Here is a 20,357-nt window from a genome sequence, read left to right as displayed (position 1 = left end):
ATTATATTAGTATTCGAATATAAGAACAATAATTTATATAATTCTCATATTCCAATGCCAAGGCTAATAAAAATAAAATATATGAATATAAAATTCAATATATTCATTGGAATTAATACATAATTTACACTAATGTGTAAATTTATAAGATTTATATATATTATTATTCTATATTGAAATACAAATACCTGCATGTTTGTTAAAGAAATATTAATATATATGTAAAATTATGTGTTTAAACGTCAGGGGTTACTATGCCTAGCATGTTATAATATAATAACGATAATGGCAACTGCTCGAGAAAATGCATTTATTATGGTAAAATTATACACGGTATAGTATATGTGAGTAAGGCCTAAAAAAGAAGGGATGTGTTTTTGTGAGTTTAAGATTTATATACGGAGGAGCTGGCAAGGGAAAAAGTACCTTCTGTTTAGAAGATATAAAAGATAGAAGTGTTGAAGAGCGTGAACTGCCCTTGGTACTTTTAGTACCAGAACAATTCTCTTTCCAAGCTGAAAAAAATCTTATAAAAGTAGTTGGATCTACAGGAATAAAAAATATCCAAGTACTTAGTTTTAATAGGTTAGCTTACAAAGTATTTAGTGAGGTTGGGGGCATAACTTGTAAACCTATGGACACCTCAGGTAAAGCAATGCTTATTAATAGCATAATGCAAAAAAAACAAGAGAAATTTAAAGTGTTTAGTGCAGCATCAAGGCAAAAAGGTTTTGTAGATAATGTAGCTAGTGCTATCACAGAATTTAAAAAATATGGAATTTCCGTGGAAGATTTAAATCTTGTAAAAGAAAATTTAGGGGAAAATCCTTTACTAATAGATAAAATAACTGATTTATCACTTATATATGGAGAATTTGATAATATTTTAAATCAAAACTATGTAGACCCTGATGACGATTTGACACGTTTATATAGTGCACTTGATGAATGTAATATTTTTGATGGCTGCGAGTTTTGGTTAGATGAGTTTACGGGCTTTACACCGCAACAATATGGAATAATTGAAAAGCTATATAAAAAGGCTAAAAGGGTAAATATAACCTTGCCGCTAAAAAGCTCAGAGCATTCAAAAGGTATGGATGAGGCAGATGCCTTTTATTCTATAAAATTTACAGAAGATAAACTTTTAAAAATAGCTGAGGAAACTGGAACAACTTTTGATGCGCCTATAGAGTTACAAGAAAATAAAGAGCATAAATTTAAGGATAATGCACAGCTTTCTTTTCTAGAAAAAAATTATTTTGCTTTCCCGTACACTGCATCCACTGAAAAGTGTGAAAATATAAAGGTGTTTAAAGGTCTAAATGCCTATTCCGAAATAGAGCATGTGGCAAAGGATATCCTGAGACTATGCCGCGATGAACATATAAGATTTAATAAAATTGCAGTGGTAACTAGAGATTTACCATCCTATGAAAAGTTAATTAAAGCAATATTTACAGAATACAATATCCCTTTATTTATAGATAAGAAAAAAGATATAACAAGTAATCCTCTAATTGTGCTAATAACATCAACTGTTGAGATTTTCACTAAGAACTTTAGTTATGAATCGGTGTTTAGATATCTTAAAACAGGCTTACTGGATATAGAAGTGGAAAATATAGATATATTAGAAAACTTCGTAATACAAACAGGCATAAAGGGCAAAAAAAAATGGACAGAAGTAGCACTATGGCAAGAAAAAATAGAATATTATTTTAGAGATTATTATGATCGCAAGGCAGCAGAGGCAGAGCTACAAAAAAACATAGAAGAGGTCGAAACTGCGGAAAACCAACAACCTCAAGAACATCAAAACCCAGAAATAAATATAGAAACTCCAGTCACCAAAGAAGCCTTGGAAGCTGAAAAAATAGAAGCCACCATTAAAATTCTTAATGATACAAGAGACGCTTTCATAAAGCCACTATTAGCATTAAATGAAAAATTAAAAGGTAAAAACACAACTATAAAAATCTGTACCGCCCTATTTGAATTCCTAGAATCAATAAAGGTATATAAAACGCTAGAGCAGTGGATAGAGAATTTTAAAAATCAAGGTGCTCAAGAGCAGGTGATAGAGTACGGCAAAATATGGAACCTAGTTATGGAACTACTAGATCAGATGGTAGAGGTCCTAGGATGCGAGAGTCTATCTTTAGAGGAGTTTGTAAAAATCCTATCCATAGGCTTTAGCAAACATCAAATGGGACTTATTCCACCAGCCTTAGATGGAGTTTCCATCACTAGCCTAGACCGCATAAAAAGTCATGATATAAGTGCCCTATACATTATAGGCGTAAATGATGGGGTGTTCCCAAAGGCAAATAAAGAAGAGGGAATATTCACAGACAGTGACAGATTAATTTTAAAAGAAAATGGAGTAGAAATGGCCAATGACACAAAAACTGAGATGTTCAATGAGCAGTACTTAATTTATGCTACCATAACTATACCTAGTAAATATTTAAATATAAGCTATCCCATAGGAGATTATGAAGGTAAAACCCTAAGACCTTCTATTATAATATCTAGATTTAAAGCCTTATTTAAAGAGCTGGTAGAACAAAGCAATATAACGCAGTACGGTGACGATATGCATGAAATGCACAATGCGCAGGATATGCAAGAGGCTCATGAGATGTCAGAGGTATGTGCTAAAGTTCCTACTTTTAATGGTTTAATCTTTACTCTTAGAAAATATTTAGAGACTGGGTATATATCGGAACTTTGGGTTAAAGTTTATAAGTGGTATCAAAAAGAAGCAGAATGGAAAGAAAAGAGTAACAGCATGTTTAAAGGTTTCGATTATAAGAATGAAGTGAAAATGCTAGAAAAAGAAAAAGTAAAGCTACTTTATGGAGAGAAAAACTATTTTAGCGTATCTAGAATAGAAAAATATGAAGAATGTCCCTTTGCATATTTTGTGCAATATGGATTAAAAGCAAAAGAAAGAAAAACTTTCACCTTTTCTTCACCAGACTTAGGTAGTTTTATGCACAGTGTGCTTGATAATTTTTCAAAGCTTGTGGATAAAAGTAAAATAAAATGGGCGGATCTTGATAAGACATGGTGCGAGACAAATATAGCAACCATTGTAGAAACGGAAGCAGACCTCGGCATAAGTGGTTATATATTAAACAGTACCCCAAGGTATAAGTACTTTACTGAGAGATTAAAAAGAGTTTTAAAGCGAACCATCTTTGTCATAGTTGAGCAGATGAAAAACAGTGGATTTGAACCTTTTGGCTACGAAGTATCTTTTGGCTTTAATGATGGAGATTATCCACCGATACAAATAGAACTATCCACAGGAGAAACCGTAAATTTAGTGGGCAGAATAGATAGGGTAGATAAATTAATAAATGAGGGAGAAGAATTCTACAGAATAGTAGATTATAAATCCGGAAATAAGGATTTTAAGCTATCGGATGTATATTACGGACTTCAAATACAGCTATTGACTTATTTAGACGCAATGCTTACAAATGAGATAGCTTTTTCTAGAGAAAGTTCTCTTTCTAAGGAAACGATTTTCCCCGCGGGTATACTGTATTTTAAAATAGATGACCCAGTAATAAAAGCTAAAAATAATTTAGATGAAGAGGAGCTAGAAAAAGCCATAATGAAGGCTTTGAAAATGAAGGGCCTACTGCTAGCAGATACTAAGATAATTAGGGAAATGGATAGAAATATTCAAGGGGCATCACTAGTTGTTCCAGCCTCTATTAAGAAAGATGGAGAATTGGGCTCAAGGTCATCCGTGGCGACTAAAGAGCAATTTGAGATGCTACTAAAACATGTAAAGGAAAATTTGGTATGCACCTGCGAGGAAATGTTAAGTGGGGAAATAGACATAAAACCCTACAAGAAAAAGGATATCACTCCTTGTGCTTATTGTGAATACTCAGCTATTTGTCAATTTGATCCCACATTAAAGGAAAACACCTATAAAATAATAAAGGATAAAAAGGACCAGGAAATCTGGGAACTTTTAGCCAGTGAATCTGAAAAAGAACCACAGTTAAATAGTGTAAATACCCAAGAGATGGGAGTGAAAGAGTAATGGATAAGGATACAAGTGAAATTAAGCAAGCAGAAAAAAAGGTTTCATGGACGGAGGATCAACAAAAGGCTATAACAATTCGTGATTGTAATATTCTAGTAGCAGCAGCTGCGGGTTCCGGGAAAACTGCAGTGCTAGTGGAGAGAATAATAAAAATAGTAACAGATGAAGAGCGGCCAACAGATATTGATAAGCTTCTAGTAGTTACATTTACAAATGCAGCTGCGTCAGAGATGAGAGAGAGGATAGCGCAAGCGATCTCAAAGGAACTTCATAAAAATCCAAAAAGTAAGTTACTGCAAAGACAACTTACACTATTAAATAAATCTAGCATTACAACTATTCACTCTTTTTGTCTTGAGGTTATTAGAAACAATTTTCATATAGTAGATCTAGACCCTAATTTTCGAATAGCTGACACCACAGAAGCAGTACTTTTAAAGCAGGAAGCTCTAGAAGAACTTTTCGAAGAAAGATATGTATCCATTGTTGAAGATCAGATGGACCAAGCAAAAGAGGATAATCAAGAATGGGAGAATGGCCTAGAAGAAAATAGTAGCTCAAAGCCAGTGCAGGCCCCTAGCTTTGAGCAAGAAAATAGTTTCTTAAACCTAGTCGAATCCTATAGCAATAATAAAGAAGACTTAGGCCTTCAAGCTATAGTCTTAAGCCTTTATAATTTTGCTATGAGTTCCACAGATCCAGCAAAATGGCTATTAGATGCAGCAGAGGATTTTAATATTAAAGAAGGTTACAGTCTTAGCGATACCCCTTGGGCCGCAGTTTTAATAGAAGATATTAAAATAGAGCTACAAGGCATTGAAAAAGTAATGATAAAAGCATTGAAAATCATAGAAGGAAATGAAGCTATAGCATTGTACTTTGAAGTTTTTAAAGGTGATTTGGAAATTATTTCTGACCTTTTATCTGCATCTAAAAACTCTTTTAATAATTTGGCAGGGACTATAGAAAATTTAAGTTTCCAAAAGCTACCAAGCATAAAGGCTTGCAAAGACAAGGAAAAACAAAAGGCAGTGCAGGATATAAGAAATAAGGTAAAAAAACAATTACAAGAGCTAGGGCAGCAGGTAATGAACGCAAATTCAGAAACAGCTCTTGAAGACATAAAAAAACTATATCCTCAAATGATGGCATTATCGCAGCTAGTTATAGATTTGGAGGAAAAATATACACAAAAGAAAAAAGAACGCTCCATTATAGATTTTAACGACTTTGAGCATTTTTGTCTTTATATTTTAATGCAAAGGAATGAAAAAGGTGAAGTAGTACTAGGCTTGGACGGAAAACCAGAACCTTCATCTGTAGCCCTGCAACTGCGAAATAAATACGAAGAAATTTTGATAGATGAATATCAAGATAGTAACATGGTTCAAGAAACCTTACTCAATATAATTTCAAGAGAAAAAATAGGGGCTCCAAATGTATTTATGGTAGGAGATGTAAAGCAGAGCATATATAGATTTAGGCAGGCAAGACCAGAGCTCTTTTTAGGGAAATATAGTTCTTATGAAAAGGTTGAGGGTGCAAAAACAAGAAAAATAACACTATACAAAAATTTTAGAAGCAGAGAACCAGTTATAAATGCTGTAAATTATATCTTCAAAGGAATAATGTGCAAAAATATTGGAGATCTTGACTATACAGATGAAGAAGCACTAAATTTAGGAGCATTTTTTGAAGAGCTTAAAGAGCCAGGGGTAGTAGGCGGAGCTGTGGAGCTACATCTTATTGAAAAGGATGTTATAGATATCTCCGAGGAAAATACAGAGGTTGAAGATGAAAATCAGTCAAAGGATTCAGAAGACCAGGATGCTAGCAAAAGCTCAGAGGAAGAAACCCCTACAAATATTCAATTAGAAGCTAGAATTGTGGCAAAAAGAATAAAAGAACTAATGCTAAACGATGGATGTAAAGCCTTTAAAATTTATGATAAAAATATCAAAGCTTATAGAAATGTAGATTATAAGGATATTGTAATATTACTTCGTGCCACCTCAAATTGGGCGCCTTCATTTTTAGAAGAGTTAAAACTTGAAGGAATACCTGTTTATGCAGATACGGGCACAGGATATTTTAACACCATAGAAATTCAAATAATCATGAGTCTCCTTCAAATTATAGATAACCCAAGACAAGATATCCCTATGCTTTCAGTTTTGCGTTCGCCAATAGGTGGTTTTACTTCAGAGGAGCTAGTAGATATAAGAATAGGTCAGAGGGAAATCTCTTTTTATGAGGCAATGGTAAATTTTTCGGATGCTAAGGAAACAGAGCAAAATGAATCAATTGCCCAAAAGCTTAATAAATTCCTAAAAAAATTAAATCACTTTAGAGAAATATGTAAGTATATGCCTATTGATGAATTTATCTGGTACCTATACACAGACACAGGTTATTATGGTTATATAGGAGCCATGCCAGGGGGAGTCCAAAGACAGGCAAATTTAAGAGTGCTTTTCCAAAGGGCTAGGCAATACGCCGAAACTAGCTATAAGGGACTGTTTAATTTTATAAACTTCATAAACAAGCTAAAAATAAGCAGTGGAGATATGGGCAGCGCTAAAACCTTAGGGGAAAATGAAAACGTAGTTAGGATAATGAGTATTCATAAAAGTAAAGGCTTAGAATTTCCTGTAGTATTTTTAAGTGGTACAGGGAAAAACTTTAACCTAATGGATATAAATAAGAGCATATTATTTCATCATGATTTAGGCTACGGTCCAGATTTTGTGGACCCGCTAAGAAGAATTTCTTACCCTACAGTTTTAAAACAAGCACTAAGAAAGAAAATAAAGATAGAAAGCCTTTCAGAAGAAATGAGAGTACTGTACGTAGCATTTACAAGAGCAAAGGAAAAGTTAATTATAACTGGGTCAATAAAAAACATAGAGAAAAATATAGGAAGAATGAGCTTTAGTTTAGAAGAAAATACTGAAAAGCTTGGAGAATATGAAATTCTAAAAGCGAAAAGCTATTTAGACTGGATAGTACCTTCCGTAATAAGGCACGCAGATGGAAAGATGCTAAGGAAGTTAATTGGAATAGAAGATGATAACGTAAATCTATTGGAGCACCCTGCAAGATTTCAGGTTAGGCTTTGGAATAGAGATGACATAGTCAAAATACAAGATGCGCAGGAAGAAACCCTTGTGAGTACGCAGGAAAAATTAATAATGCTCCAGGAAAAAATCACAGATGAAAAAAATATGGCAGAGATAGAAAAAAGGCTAGGATTTATTTATAAATATGAAATGTCTACAAAAATGCCCACAGTGCTTACAGTAACGGAGCTAAAAAGAAAAGTTAATGTAGAGCTTGCAGAAGGTACCTCAGAAAATATGTATGTGCCGAAACTTATAAGTAAACCAAGATTTTTAGAGGAACTAAAGGGCTTAACACCAGCAGAAAAAGGAACAGCTATGCATGCAGTAGTGCAAAGACTAGATTTGAATAAAGTGTCAACCACAAGTGAAATAGAGGCTCAAATCCGAATTTACATTGAAAAACTTTTATTGTCAAAAGAAGAGGGCAAAGCTGTACGGGCAGCAAAACTAGTAAAGTTATTTAAAACAGAGCTTGGAGCTCGGATGGTAAAAGCCTATGGGCTTGATCTATTAAAAAGAGAAGTACCTTTCCATATGGAGATTAATTCAACAGATATTTATAAAAACCTTCCCACTGACATATATGGAGAAGAAAAAATAATCCTTCAAGGAATAATCGATTGCTATTTTGAAGAAAATGGAGAAATAATTCTAGTAGATTATAAAACAGACTCAGTAAAAAATGGTGATACGGATGAGCTAATAGAAAAATATAAGCCTCAACTAGATTATTATGCAAGGGCACTTAAGGCTACTCTTGGAAAAACAGTTAAAGAGAGTTATCTATATTTATTTAGTATAGATGAAGCCTTGCGAGTTAAATAGTGTTTTAAGAAAGGGGAGAATAAAATGAGAATACTTCACACCTCCGATTGGCATCTAGGAAAAACCTTAGAGCAATTCAGTAGGCTAGAGGAACAGGAAGAATTTCTAGAGGAATTTATAGAGATAGTGGCAAATAATAATATAGATTTAGTACTTATAGCTGGAGATATCTATGACAATGGTAATCCCCCAGCAAAGGCAGAAGCAATGTTTTATAGCACTCTTAAGAGAATCACCAGTAGTGGTAAAACAGCAGTGCTTGTAGTAGCAGGAAATCACGACAATCCAGAGAGGTTAGTAGCAGCTAGCCCCCTTGCTTATAAGCATGGAGTAATACTTTTAGGGGAACCAAAGAGCATAGCCAGAGAAGGCGTATTTGGAGAAGTTAATTTTGAAATGGAACATGATTTTGAAATAATAGAAAGTGACGAAGGCTATTTAGAGCTTAGGATAAGGGGGGAGAAGGCAGTTATTATAACGTTGCCCTACCCAAGTGAGAAAAGGTTAAATGAAGTGCTTTCAATGGGGTTAACTGACGAAGATAGACAAAAAAGCTATTCTGATAGAATAGGGCAACTATTTGAGAAGCTATCAACTAAATATAGAGAGGATACCGTAAATCTAGCAGTATCTCACCTCTATGTTATGGGCGGAGAGGAAAGTGGTTCAGAGAGAAGTATACAACTGGGTGGAAGCCTTTCAGTTTCCCCACTTAAATTTCCGGAAAATGCTCAGTATTCGGCCCTAGGACATCTTCATAGACCACAAAAAGTACCAGGAACTAAGGGGAAGATAAGATATTCCGGGTCCCCAATTCAATATAGCAAAAGTGAAATAAACTATAGTAAAGGCGCATATCTTGTAGAGGTTAAAGCTGGCCAGGAGGCGGAAATATCACAACTTCTATTTAGAAATTACAAGCCTATAGAAGTATGGAAATGTAGTAGCGTGGAAGAAGCCTTAGAAAAATGCATAGCAGAAAGCCAGCGAAACATTTGGGTATACCTTGAAATAAAGACCAAAGAAATAATTAGCACAGAACACATAAAGGAAATGAAAAAAAATCGCCGTGACATAGTTTCCATACAGCCAATACTAGAAGGCCTAGAAAGGGAAGAAGATTTAGCTGAAAGTCTAAGGGAAAAATCCATGGAAGAATTATTTAGTGAATATTTTATAAAGGAAAAATCAGGGCTAGAGCCTTCAAAAGAGTTAATGGAGTTATTCTTAAGTATAGCAATAGAGGGGGATGCGGAAAATGAAACCAGTTAATCTTAAAATAAAGGGTTTGAATTCCTTTGTAGAAGAGCAAACTATAGAGTTTTCAAAGCTTACAGAAAAAGGACTTTTCGGTATCTTCGGTCCCACAGCTAGTGGTAAATCTACCATACTAGATGGCATAACCATAGCTCTTTATGGAAAAGTATCTAGAGAAACCAAGGAGTTTGTAAATACAGAAACAAATGTGGTAGAAATAAGCTACGATTTTGAAATAGGACTTGGAAAAACTCGAAAGCTGTATAGAGCAGAAAGGTGCATAAAGAGATTAAAAACTGGATATTTTAAAACTGCCTATGCAAGGCTTATAGAAATAAATAAAGAAAACTCAGAAGAAAATAAAGTGCTAGCAGAGGGACCAAAGGACGTAGAGGAAAATATTATAGATATTATAGGACTAAAAGTTGAGGATTTTACGCGTTCAGTAGTACTACCTCAAGGTAAATTTAATGAATTTTTAAAGCTTACAGGAAAAGAAAGAAGAAATATGTTAGAGCGAATATTTGCATTAGAAAAATATGGAACAAAGCTCTACGAGAAAATAAAAAGAGTTAGAAATGAAAACTTAATAACAAAAAATGAGCTGGAGGGAGAAATGAAGGGCTATGAAAATGTAGGACAAGAGGCCCTTAGTGAGATAACTCAGACATTAGCCCGTTTAAAAAAAGAAGAAAGTGATCTTAGGACTCAGAAAAGTGCAGTAGATAAACAGTACGAGCACTGCAAAACTCTCTGGGAGCTACAGGAAGAAAAAAAACAGTATGTAAATAAGGAAGCCCAGCTAAAACTTCAGGAAGAAGAAATTAAAAATAAAATTGAAAAGTCCACTAAAGGAAGCGCAGCAATAAAGGTAAAACCCTTTATTGACAATGTAATTGAAATTAAAGAGAGTTTAGCTAAAAATAATTTCACTCTTGAAAAATTAAACAATGCTTTTTTAGTTTTATGTGAAAGGTTAAATATAACAAAAACCTCTTATGAGGGAGCCTGGATGGATAAAAACAATAAACTTCCTGGATTAATTGAAAGGGAAGTAAGCCTTAAACAAGCTACAACTATTGAAGAAAAAATAAATTATCTGGCCCATGAAAAAGCTATTCTTTTAGAACAACATAAAGTACTTATGACAAATATAAATGAAAATAATTTAAAGTACAAGCTAATAGAAAGTAATAAAGCAGTAGCAGAAAACAAACTAAAAGGTACAGAAGAAAGTTTAAATGAAATAGAAATATTGCCAGAATATAGGGAAAAACTGCAGAATACCTATAACATTGAGCTAGAAGTTGACCTTGCCATGAAAAATGTAGATATACTTAAAAATAAAGAACAAGCATCCCAAAAGTCTATATTTATAACGGAGGGAATGCATAGTGAAGCATTGCTACTTCAGGAAAATAGTAGGAATAAATTAGTGGTTTTAAAAGAAAAAACCGTGGAACTTACGAATAATTTCCCGGGAGATAGTAATTTGTTGTTAGATAGGCAAGAGGATTATAGCAAACTTCAGGATACTCTAGAAAAAGCTGTAGAAAACCATAAAATAGTGGGTGAGCTTAAGGAAAGATATAACATTATTAACACCGAAAGTGAAAAAGTTAGCTTAGATTTAAAAAACAAGTCAGAAACTATAGAAGTGGCTAAAGCTAAGATTAAAAGCATAGAAGCTGAAATAAAAGATATAGAACTAGGGGGCATGGCAGCAGTTCTAGCTTCCAATTTAAAACAAGGAGACCTATGCCCAGTATGCGGATCGGAGCATCATACGCATTTAGCACAGGCATCAGTAAACACCAACTTAGAAGAATTAAAAAAATTAAAGCAAAATGGTGAGCTAAACTTAGAAAAACTCGCTAAAGAACTTCAAAAGGAGCAAATTAAAGCAGCAGAATTTTTAAGAGATGCTGAGCATATAAATAAGAGCCTTACAGAGGTTTCTGAAAAGCTCCAAGGCGTAAATATTTTGGAATTACAAGAGCAGAAGAGTATAAGTGAAAAGGAATTAATTAAGTTTAGAGAAAACACAGAATCTTACAATAAGCAAAAAACTGAGTTAGACTTAGCCTTAGTTGTGCTACAAAATGAAAAAAGCAAAGTAGACCTTTCGGAAGCTAGGCTTTACGAAGGTTTGAAAAAGGAAAAGGAAACACTAATAGCGATAAATGTAGATTTATCTATTGCTACAGAAAGCGTAAAGATACTTCAGAATAAGTACATGCTTTTAAAAGAAGATTTGCAAAGAGAAGAATATGACCATAAGCAAAGGGATAGTATAAAAAACCTATCCATAAGTGAAAAAATAAAGCAACTTAAAGCCAGGGATAATGAAGTAATAAAGTTAACCGCCACAGCAAGGAAGTATAGAGCGGAGTTAGTAATACTGGAAAAGCAAAGAGATGAAGTGGATAAAATATTAAAGGGCCTTACTACCTCAAAAACAGAAATAGAAACCAGTGGCAAGGAAAAAAGAGCGGAAATAGAGCGTTTGACTATTCAAATTGTAGAACTCTGTGGATTCAAGCCTTCAAAGGAATTAACCCCTAAAATTGAAATAGAAAAGGTAAGAAGTGAAATAAAAAACATAACTTTGAAGGAGGCAAATTTAAGAGAAGTTTTAGAAAGAGAAAATATAGAAAAGCAAAATGTGGAGACTCAGAAGACTAGTGAAGAAAAGGAAAATACAATGCTTTTAAAACTATTAGGTATAGGAGAAGAAAAATTAAAGATATCTCTTAGTGAAAATTCCTTTGAAAACACTGATTTAGCTATTCAATATTTAATTTCCAAAGAAGATTTGATGATTTTAGATGCTGAAATAAAACATTACGAAGAGGTGCTTCGTAGAATCCTAGATAATTTGCAAAGAGTAGAAAATCTTCTTTGCGGAAAAGAAATAGACCCTAATTTTTGGGAAGAGTTAAAAGAAAAAAGACAAATACTGCAAAATGTTTTAGAAGAAAAAAATAAGGCGGTAGGCGTTGAAAATCGTATCTTAGAGGAAATGGAAAGAAAGCTAAAAGAATTTGCAGCCCTTATAATAAAGCGTAGCGAAGTAGAACATATGCTAGGTCTTTTAAGAGAACTTGACACCTTAATTCAAGGGAATAAATTTGTAGAATATGTAGCTATGAAGCAGCTAAAATATATATCATTGGAGGCTTCAAAACGTTTGAAGGAAATAACGAGGGGACGTTACGCTTTAGAGCTTGATGCTGATGGAGCTTTTGTAATGAGGGATGATTTCAATGGAGGAACAAGACGCGAAACCAACACCTTGTCTGGTGGAGAAACTTTCTTGACCTCATTATGTCTTGCACTTGCACTATCCTCACAAATTCAATTAAAAGGAAGTGCTCCACTAGAATTCTTCTTTTTAGATGAAGGTTTCGGAACTTTAGATACAGATCTTTTAGAAATAGTAATGAATTCACTTGAGAAGCTCCATTCAAGTACGCTTTCTGTGGGGATAATAAGTCATGTGGAAGAGCTTAAGAATAGGGTTCCTATAAAGCTAATAGTAACGCCTGCAGAGCAGGGACAGGGAGGAAGCAAGGTAAAGCTCGAGTACACTTAAAGGTATAGCAGTTCTCCTGCGTGCCTTGTAATAAGTGATTGAAACGTGAAATTGCATTAAGAAATTCTAATCTTTTTTGAATTCAATTGGAGGGAAAACATGAAAATATTTTTATATTATATTTTAGCTATTAACTTATACGGTATTTATGTGATGTATTCAGATAAGAATAAATCACAAAAGAAGAGATGGAGAACTCCAGAAAAAACTCTTTTTACTGTAGCTTTTGCTTTTGGTGCTTTGGGTATATTTATGGGTATGCAATTATTTAGGCATAAAACTAAGCATAAAAAGTTTGTGATAGGAATACCTTTAATACTGATAGTTCAAGTGTTTATATTCTTTGCATATATTTATAAAATACTGTAAGTTTCATAATTTAAGCTTTGAAATTATGCCCTTTTGAGGATACAATAAAGGTGAAATGTTGGATAGTAAATTAGAAGCTTTAGACTTATTTCGTACCTGTGTATAACTATTTTGTGAAAGTGAATGGATTCCAGAAAAATGGGGAAAAGTATCACTGTTTGCCTTATTGAATGTATATTTAAACAAAGTTATCCTCTTTATGTGGATAACTTTGTTTGAATTGTGGATAAATTTTTAATTATCTGAAAATATATTATATAAAAATATATTATAATATTAACTTTTATCTATTGAAATAATCTAAATTTATTAATTTATTGAAAAAAATTCCTTCAGTTTAAACTTTAATAGCACTTAAATACAGATTACAATATAGTCCGTCTTTTCTATCTTCTTTAAGGCTAAAGTTATTTCTAATCTGAGATACATCTGACTTGCAGATATCAGCTATAATTAGACCATCTTCCATATATAAACTACTTATTATATTTCCTAATGGATCTATAATCATGGAGTCACCGCTGTAGGTCAATCCATTTCCTTTGCCAACTCGATTCACACCTGCTATGTAACATTGATTTTCTATGGCTCTTGCTTTTAGTAGGGTAATCCAGTGTTCACGGCGATCTATTGGCCAGTTAGCTGCTACGGTAATTAAAGTGGCGTGTTTTGAAGCTACCTGAAAGACTTCTGGGAAGCGTAAATCGTAGCAGAGAAAAGGGGCAATAGTAAAATCGAAAGCGTTAAAAAATTCTATTTGGTTTCCGCTTTGGTAAAATTCAGGTTCTCCTCCAAAGGAAAAAGGATGAATTTTTGTGTAGTTTACAAGTTCTTCTCCAGAGGGAGCTACTACAGAGTATTTATTTTTACTATTAGTGCTGCCTTCTACATATCCAAATCCTATAAAAATATTAAATTTAGAACTCATTTCCTTAAAGAATTCTGTGGTTTCATTATTATTTTCTCCTATTAAAGAAGTATTCATAGAAAAGCCCGTTAAAGTCATTTCAGGGAAAAGTATCATATCCACATTTTCAGTAGATGCCTGTTTTATAAATTGTAATGTAGTTTCTTTGTTAATAGTTTTATCTTCCCATGCAATATCTACTTGGGCTAGTGCTAATTTCATATTAACATCCCCTCTTTAATTATTAATAATATCTTGCTATAATACATATTATAACAGAAGAAGGATAGAAGGCTAAGTTTGAAATTTCTTCTGCGTTAACTACATAAGATTATGCATATTTATATCAAAGGCAATGACAGGTGAAATCATGTAGAATGATTACTATCAGGATATTCTACATGTGGAACCTTCATATGATATTTTAAATAGGAAGAGTGAAAGGTGGCTTATATGTTTAAAAATTTAAAAAAACTTGTATCAAGGGTTATTGATGATGATATTACGGCCTTGGCAGCTCAAGTTACTTATTATTTATTGTTATCTTTTTTTCCTTTTCTATTACTACTACTTAGTATGCTAGGCTATAGTGATTTAAAGAGCAATGATGTTCTAGTATATCTAAGCCAAATAATGCCCAAAAGCACTTTTGATTTAATTTACACTACAGTTATAGATGTGTTTGAAAAAACAAGTGGGAATTTAGTATCGCTAAGTATAATAGGTTTAATATGGACTGGATCTAGCGGGTTCAGAGCTATAATAAAGGGATTAAATAAGGCCTACGATGAAAAAGAAACAAGATCTTATTTAAAAACTCTAATTATATCTATATTGTTTATGGTAGGACTTGAAGTGGTTATTATAGCTGCAGTAGCATTAGTTGTATTTGGACAAATGATAGGTGGAACGATTGTAACGAAATTCCATGTATCCAGTAAGTTTATATTAAATTGGGATATCATAAGGTACTTGGTAACTTTATCTGGGATGGTGTTTATATTTGCAGCATTGTACCATTTTACTCCTTGTAGGAGACTTACATGGAAAGAAGTAATTCCAGGAGCGACCTTTAGTACTTTAGGTTGGTTGTTATCTTCTTTAGGATTTGCTTATTATGTGAATAACTTCAATAACTATTCTAGTGTATATGGCGGTATAGGAGGAGTGATAGTGCTTATGCTGTGGCTTTATATTACTTCTATTATAATATTACTAGGTGGAGAGGTTAATGCACTGTTAGCATTTGAAAGAGAAGGTAAAGAAAAACCAAAGTGCAAGAAGTATTAAGTATGGAATTTCAATGTTTTTTCGCTTCTTATTGCAAGTCACTGGGTCGAAAATTCATACTTAATATCTATTAAAACAAGAAAAGAATCAGAACTTAAAACTTCTGATTCTTTTCTTGCGTTTAGCTAGATTTAATGATATTTATAGAATAATTTTAATTTATATTAAAATAAAATAGAAAATCATGTTAAAAAAGATAAAAAAACGCACGTTTTATGTCGTAAAAGTTAAAAAACATATAAATTTAATAAAAACTTAACACACATTTTGTAATATTATGATATACTCTACCATATGGTAAAAACAATGCTAGGTTTAACAATTTATTTAATTGAATATAAAAATAAAAAATAATTACAACAAATAATTATGTAAATAAAGAATAAAACATCATATTAAGTCGATAAATGTATAAATATAAGATATTAACATGTAGCATTTAGAGAGTAATTAGATTTATGAAAATAAGAATTACAACTATCTTTAAAAAAATAACGTACAGAAGAAAAGGAGAAAATTTATATGAGAGTTAGAAAAGCCATTATACCAGCAGCGGGACTTGGAACAAGGTTTTTACCTGCTACAAAAGCATTACCTAAAGAAATGTTACCTATAGTTGATAAGCCTACAATGCAATATATTATAGAGGAAGCTGTTGAGGCTGGGATAGAAGAAATATTGGTTATTACAGGAAGAAATAAAAAATCTATTGAAGATCATTTTGATAAATCAGTAGAACTAGAGCTAGAACTAGAAAATAAACATAAAGATGACCTTCTTAAACAGGTTAGAGATATATCAAACATGGTGAATATACACTTTATAAGACAAAAGGAACCTAAAGGACTTGGAGATGCTATTAATTGTGCAAGAGCCTTTGTAGGCAATGAACCTTTTGCTGTTATGTTAGGTGATGATATAGTTGATGCGGCTACTCCATGCTTAAAGCAACTTATGGATTGTTTTGAAGAAAATAACGCAACAATCTTAGGGGTTCAAGAAGTAGAACTTGAAAATGTAAATAAATATGGCATAGTTGATGGGATTAAAATTAGTGATAGGGTATACAAAGTAAATGACCTTGTTGAAAAACCACAAGTAGACATTGCACCATCAAATGTAGCCATACTTGGTAGATATATAATAACTCCAGAGATATTTGACATATTAGATAATACAAAGCCTGGCAAAGGTGGAGAAATTCAGTTGACTGATGCACTAAAGACATTAATAGCGGAGCAAGATATGTATGCATATATATTTGAAGGAAGAAGATATGACGTAGGTGATAAATTAGGATTTCTTGAGGCCACAGTTGAGTTTGCTTTAAAAAGAGCTGATTTAAAAGTTCCATTTATGGAGTATCTTCAAACTTTAAAATATAATGAGAACTTTAGGAGTCTATATGAAGAAGTAATAAGAACTGGTAGTTTCTAGTAATGAAAAGTTAAGAAATATGAATTCTAATACATACTCAAATAGCAAAAGGTATTGCAATTAGCTTAAGATGATTTATCACTTATTTGCATAATCCTAAAAAGGAGGAAATATAGATGCAAAAATCACAAAGAAATTCAAGAGTTACACAGGGCACGGCTGCTGCTGAATATGAGAAAAAGCTAGGATATTTTATAATCAAAAGGATAATTGATATTATAGGTGCTTTATGTGGAATTGTATTAATAGGTCCAGTGATGATTGTTGTTGGCATTTGGATTAAATTAGATTCAAAGGGTCCTGTTTTTTTTGCTCAAATTAGGGTTGGTAAAGATGGAACACAATTTAAAATGTACAAATTTAGGTCTATGTGTTCAAATGCAGAAGGTCTTCTAGGAAAGCTTCAAGGTGAAAATGAGATGTCAGGACCTATGTTTAAGATAAAAGAGGATCCTAGAATAACTAAGGTTGGTAAGTTCGTACGGAAGACAAGTATAGATGAACTCCCACAACTTTTTAACATATTAAGAGGCGACATGTCCTTAGTTGGACCAAGACCAAGTTTGCCCAAAGAAGTAGTGCAATTTACATCTTTTCAAAGACAAAGGCTAATTGCAAAACCGGGGTTAACTTGTTATTGGCAGGTAAGAGGAAGAAATGATATTTGCTTTGAAGAATGGATGGAAATGGATGTTGAGTATTTAATAGATAGAAATACACTTGTAGATATAGGACTTATATTCAAGACGGTAGGAGTGCTATTTGGGGACGAGAAGGCTAGTTAAGATTGGATCTGAATTGAAAGTGGAGAGTTTTTTAAAAAAGAATAATGGTTTTTTAGGTTAAAAGATTAGTAAAGGGAGGAAACATAGTTATGAAAGGTATTATATTAGCTGGAGGGTCAGGCACAAGGCTCTACCCGGTTACAAAAGCATTATCAAAACAAATGGTACCCATATATGATAAACCAATGATCTATTATCCTATGTCCGTTTTAATGTTAGCTGGGATAAGAGAAATATTAATAATTTCAACACCGAGAGATTTGCCAGGTTTTATGGAGCTATTTGAAGATGGAAGTAAACTAGGACTCAAAATAGAATATGCTATCCAAGAAGCACCAAATGGACTGGCGGAAGCCTTTATAATCGGAGAAAAATTCATTGGTGATGATAAGGTAGCGATGATACTTGGAGATAATTTATTTTGGGGACAAAGTTTTACAAAAAGTCTAAGCAGGGCCGCGGAACTTGAGGAGGGAGCTGTGATCTTTGGATACCATGTTAAAAATCCAAATTCTTTTGGAGTTGTTGAGTTTGATAAAGATGGAAATGTACTTTCGCTAGAAGAAAAACCTGAAAATCCAAAGTCAGAATATGCCATTCCAGGACTATATTTTTATGATAACACTGTTGTAGAAAAAGTTAAAAAATTAAAACCCTCGGAGCGAGGAGAACTTGAAATTACGGATTTAAATAGAATTTATATGATGGAGGGAAAACTTAAGGTAAACCTACTTGGAAGAGGACTTGCTTGGCTTGACACAGGAACTCATGCGAGCATGCTTAAGGCTTCAAATTTTGTAGAAGCGGTGCAAAGCACTCAAGGTACATATATATCCTGTCTTGAAGAAATTTCCTATAGAAATGGTTGGATAACTATGCAAGAACTCAAAACACTAGCACAACCACTTTTAAAAACTGGTTATGGTACTTATTTAATGGATATTGCTATGGAATATAAAAAAGCAAATAAAGAAGCAATAAAAGAAATAGCTGCTTGCTTAGGGTTATAAAATTCGGAGTTATAAAATCAAAAGGTATAGAATTTGGAGGAGTAAAATGAAAACTTATTTAGTAACAGGAGGAGCAGGGTTTATAGGATCAAACTTTGTTCACTATATTCTAAAGAAATATTCAGATGTTAGAATAGTAAATTTGGACAATCTAACTTATGCAGGAAACTTGGAAAACCTTAAACAAATTGAAAATAATCCAAATTATATTTTTATACAGGGAGATATTTGTGATAGCGAATTAGTGGGAAAGGTGTTCAAGGAATACAATATTGACTATGTTGTAAACTTTGCAGCAGAATCTCATGTTGATAGAAGCATAGTGAACCCAGAGATATTTGCTCAAACAAATGTACTTGGAACAGTAAATCTTTTAAACTGTGCGAAAAATTCGTGGGAGGTTGAAAGTGGTTTCAAGGAAGGTGTCAAATTTCTTCAGGTGTCTACTGATGAGGTATATGGTTCTTTAGGTGAAACAGGGTATTTTGTAGAAACAACACCTATTGATTCACATAGCCCCTACTCAGCATCAAAGGCTGGAAGTGACTTAATGGTAAAGGCATACTTTGATACATTTAAGATGCCAATGAACATAACTAGATGTTCAAATAATTACGGACCATATCAGTTCCCAGAAAAGCTTATACCTCTTTTAATAAACAATTGTTTAAAGCATGCGGATTTGCCTGTATACGGAGATGGTTTAAATATTCGCGATTGGTTATATGTGGTGGACCATTGCAAGGCTATCGATATGGTATTAACAAAAGGAACAACTGGAGAAGTTTATAATATTGGTGGACATAATGAGAAAGCTAATATTGAAATAGTTAAAGGCATCATTTCTTATTTAAATGAAAATGTAGATAAGGAAATAACAAAAGCATTAATTGTGTATGTTGAAGATAGAAAAGGTCACGATAGAAGATACGCAATAGATCCATCAAAGATAAAGGATGAACTGGGATGGTATCCTGAAACAACTTTTGAAGTAGGTATAAAAAATACGATTCAGTGGTATTTGGATAATGATAAATGGATGAAAAATGTTACCTCGGGAGAATATCAAAAGTACTATAAAAAGATGTATGAAGGAGTAAAAACATTATAATGAAAAAATTTAAGTTTATTGAAACTACAATAAAAGATTTATATATAATAGAGCCTACAGTTTTTGGAGACAACAGAGGATATTTTATGGAAACTTATAACTTTGATGAATTTAAAGAAGCAGGGCTAGATATGGTGTTCCTTCAAGATAACCAGTCTAAATCTAAAAAGGGAGTACTTAGAGGACTACATTTTCAAAAAGAGTATTCTCAAGGAAAACTTGTTAGAGTTCTAAGTGGTGAAGTATTTGATGTAGCTGTGGACTTGCGAGGCGGATCTGAAACCTATGGTAAATGGGTTGGAGCAATACTGAGTAGTGAGAATAAAAGGCAATTTTATGTACCTGAAGGCTTTGCTCATGGGTTCCTTGTAATGTCAGAGCAGGCAGAATTCGTATATAAATGTACTAATTTATATCACCCTGAGTTTGAGGGAGCAATTGCCTGGAATGATGCTAGCATTGGTATAGAATGGCCTTTGAAAGATATAGGAAAAGTGTTACTTTCTGAGAAAGATAAACAGGCGCAACTATTTGTGGCATTTCAGAAGGAAAGTCACTCACTTCTATAGGTGAAATT

At 33.1% G+C, this 20,357-nt stretch carries 12 protein-coding genes; 11 read left to right on the top strand and 1 reads right to left on the bottom strand.

Annotated elements, in window-relative coordinates; translation table 11 throughout:
- Positions 1 to 379: 379 nt before the first annotated feature.
- From G9F71_RS21985 to G9F71_RS21965, 5 genes are all read left to right on the top strand, one after another.
- Complete coding sequence (locus G9F71_RS21985; protein ID WP_164950702.1) at positions 380 to 4,069, top strand: PD-(D/E)XK nuclease family protein; 3,690 nt, start codon at positions 380 to 382, stop codon at positions 4,067 to 4,069.
- Positions 4,069 to 8,019 (top strand): helicase-exonuclease AddAB subunit AddA, encoded by a 3,951-nt coding sequence (gene addA / locus G9F71_RS21980; protein ID WP_164950703.1) that lies wholly within the window; start codon positions 4,069 to 4,071, stop codon positions 8,017 to 8,019. Before G9F71_RS21985 ends, addA begins: the two co-directional genes overlap by 1 nt.
- Positions 8,020 to 8,043: 24 nt before the next feature.
- Positions 8,044 to 9,291, top strand: coding sequence for an exonuclease SbcCD subunit D (locus G9F71_RS21975; RefSeq protein WP_164950704.1), 1,248 nt, complete (start codon positions 8,044 to 8,046; stop codon positions 9,289 to 9,291).
- Complete coding sequence (locus tag G9F71_RS21970; protein WP_164950705.1) at positions 9,278 to 12,871, top strand: SbcC/MukB-like Walker B domain-containing protein; 3,594 nt, start codon at positions 9,278 to 9,280, stop codon at positions 12,869 to 12,871. The genes G9F71_RS21975 and G9F71_RS21970 overlap by 14 nt, the downstream gene beginning before the upstream one ends.
- A gap of 99 nt (positions 12,872 to 12,970) precedes the next feature.
- Entirely contained in the window at positions 12,971 to 13,240 is a 270-nt protein-coding gene (locus G9F71_RS21965; RefSeq protein ID WP_164950706.1) for a DUF1294 domain-containing protein, read from the top strand.
- 337 nt (positions 13,241 to 13,577) lie between these two features.
- On the opposite strand, the gene G9F71_RS21960 is transcribed toward G9F71_RS21965, so the two are convergent.
- The gene (locus G9F71_RS21960; RefSeq protein WP_164950707.1) at positions 13,578 to 14,369 is read right to left on the bottom strand and encodes a nitrilase-related carbon-nitrogen hydrolase; all 792 of its coding nucleotides are present in this window, start codon (positions 14,367 to 14,369) and stop codon (positions 13,578 to 13,580) included.
- A 231-nt stretch (positions 14,370 to 14,600) separates the two neighbouring features.
- On the opposite strand from G9F71_RS21960, the gene G9F71_RS21955 reads away from it, so the two are divergent.
- The 6 genes from G9F71_RS21955 (at position 14,601) to rfbC (ending at position 20,349) form a co-directional block, all read left to right on the top strand.
- The gene (locus G9F71_RS21955; protein WP_164950708.1) at positions 14,601 to 15,437 is read left to right on the top strand and encodes a YihY/virulence factor BrkB family protein; all 837 of its coding nucleotides are present in this window, start codon (positions 14,601 to 14,603) and stop codon (positions 15,435 to 15,437) included.
- Positions 15,438 to 15,959: 522 nt separating this feature from the next.
- Positions 15,960 to 16,874, top strand: a complete 915-nt coding sequence (gene galU / locus G9F71_RS21950; protein ID WP_164950709.1) for a UTP--glucose-1-phosphate uridylyltransferase GalU — start codon at positions 15,960 to 15,962, stop codon at positions 16,872 to 16,874.
- Positions 16,875 to 16,990: 116 nt separating this feature from the next.
- Positions 16,991 to 17,659, top strand: a complete 669-nt coding sequence (locus tag G9F71_RS21945; RefSeq protein ID WP_164950710.1) for a sugar transferase — start codon at positions 16,991 to 16,993, stop codon at positions 17,657 to 17,659.
- Between the two features lie 89 nt (positions 17,660 to 17,748).
- Positions 17,749 to 18,669 (top strand): glucose-1-phosphate thymidylyltransferase RfbA, encoded by a 921-nt coding sequence (gene rfbA, locus G9F71_RS21940; protein ID WP_164950711.1) that lies wholly within the window; start codon positions 17,749 to 17,751, stop codon positions 18,667 to 18,669.
- Between the two features lie 46 nt (positions 18,670 to 18,715).
- Positions 18,716 to 19,780 carry a dTDP-glucose 4,6-dehydratase gene (rfbB, locus tag G9F71_RS21935; RefSeq protein WP_164950712.1) on the top strand — a complete coding sequence of 355 codons (1,065 nt, stop codon included), beginning with the start codon at positions 18,716 to 18,718 and terminating at the stop codon, positions 19,778 to 19,780.
- Positions 19,780 to 20,349 carry a dTDP-4-dehydrorhamnose 3,5-epimerase gene (rfbC, locus tag G9F71_RS21930; protein WP_164950713.1) on the top strand — a complete coding sequence of 190 codons (570 nt, stop codon included), beginning with the start codon at positions 19,780 to 19,782 and terminating at the stop codon, positions 20,347 to 20,349. The genes rfbB and rfbC overlap by 1 nt, the downstream gene beginning before the upstream one ends.
- Positions 20,350 to 20,357 lie beyond the last annotated feature (8 nt).

Origin of the sequence: Clostridium sp. FP2, from assembly GCF_011065955.2 — a bacterium.
Taxonomy (GTDB): Bacteria; Bacillota; Clostridia; order Clostridiales; family Clostridiaceae; genus Clostridium_AD; species Clostridium_AD tagluense.
Note: the sequence above shows the minus strand (reverse complement) of the source record. Positions and strands in the feature narration are given on the sequence as shown.

Excerpts from the sequence above, each read along its gene's own strand:
- addA (WP_164950703.1), top strand. The coding sequence starts at position 4,069 with ATGGATAAGGATACAAGTGAAATTAAGCAAGCAGAAAAAAAGGTTTCA.
- G9F71_RS21975 (WP_164950704.1), top strand. The coding sequence starts at position 8,044 with ATGAGAATACTTCACACCTCCGATTGGCATCTAGGAAAAACCTTAGAG.
- G9F71_RS21970 (WP_164950705.1), top strand. The coding sequence starts at position 9,278 with ATGAAACCAGTTAATCTTAAAATAAAGGGTTTGAATTCCTTTGTAGAA.
- G9F71_RS21965 (WP_164950706.1), top strand. The coding sequence starts at position 12,971 with ATGAAAATATTTTTATATTATATTTTAGCTATTAACTTATACGGTATT.
- G9F71_RS21960 (WP_164950707.1), bottom strand. The coding sequence starts at position 14,369 with ATGAAATTAGCACTAGCCCAAGTAGATATTGCATGGGAAGATAAAACT.
- G9F71_RS21955 (WP_164950708.1), top strand. The coding sequence starts at position 14,601 with ATGTTTAAAAATTTAAAAAAACTTGTATCAAGGGTTATTGATGATGAT.
- galU (WP_164950709.1), top strand. The coding sequence starts at position 15,960 with ATGAGAGTTAGAAAAGCCATTATACCAGCAGCGGGACTTGGAACAAGG.
- G9F71_RS21945 (WP_164950710.1), top strand. The coding sequence starts at position 16,991 with ATGCAAAAATCACAAAGAAATTCAAGAGTTACACAGGGCACGGCTGCT.
- rfbA (WP_164950711.1), top strand. The coding sequence starts at position 17,749 with ATGAAAGGTATTATATTAGCTGGAGGGTCAGGCACAAGGCTCTACCCG.
- rfbB (WP_164950712.1), top strand. The coding sequence starts at position 18,716 with ATGAAAACTTATTTAGTAACAGGAGGAGCAGGGTTTATAGGATCAAAC.
- rfbC (WP_164950713.1), top strand. The coding sequence starts at position 19,780 with ATGAAAAAATTTAAGTTTATTGAAACTACAATAAAAGATTTATATATA.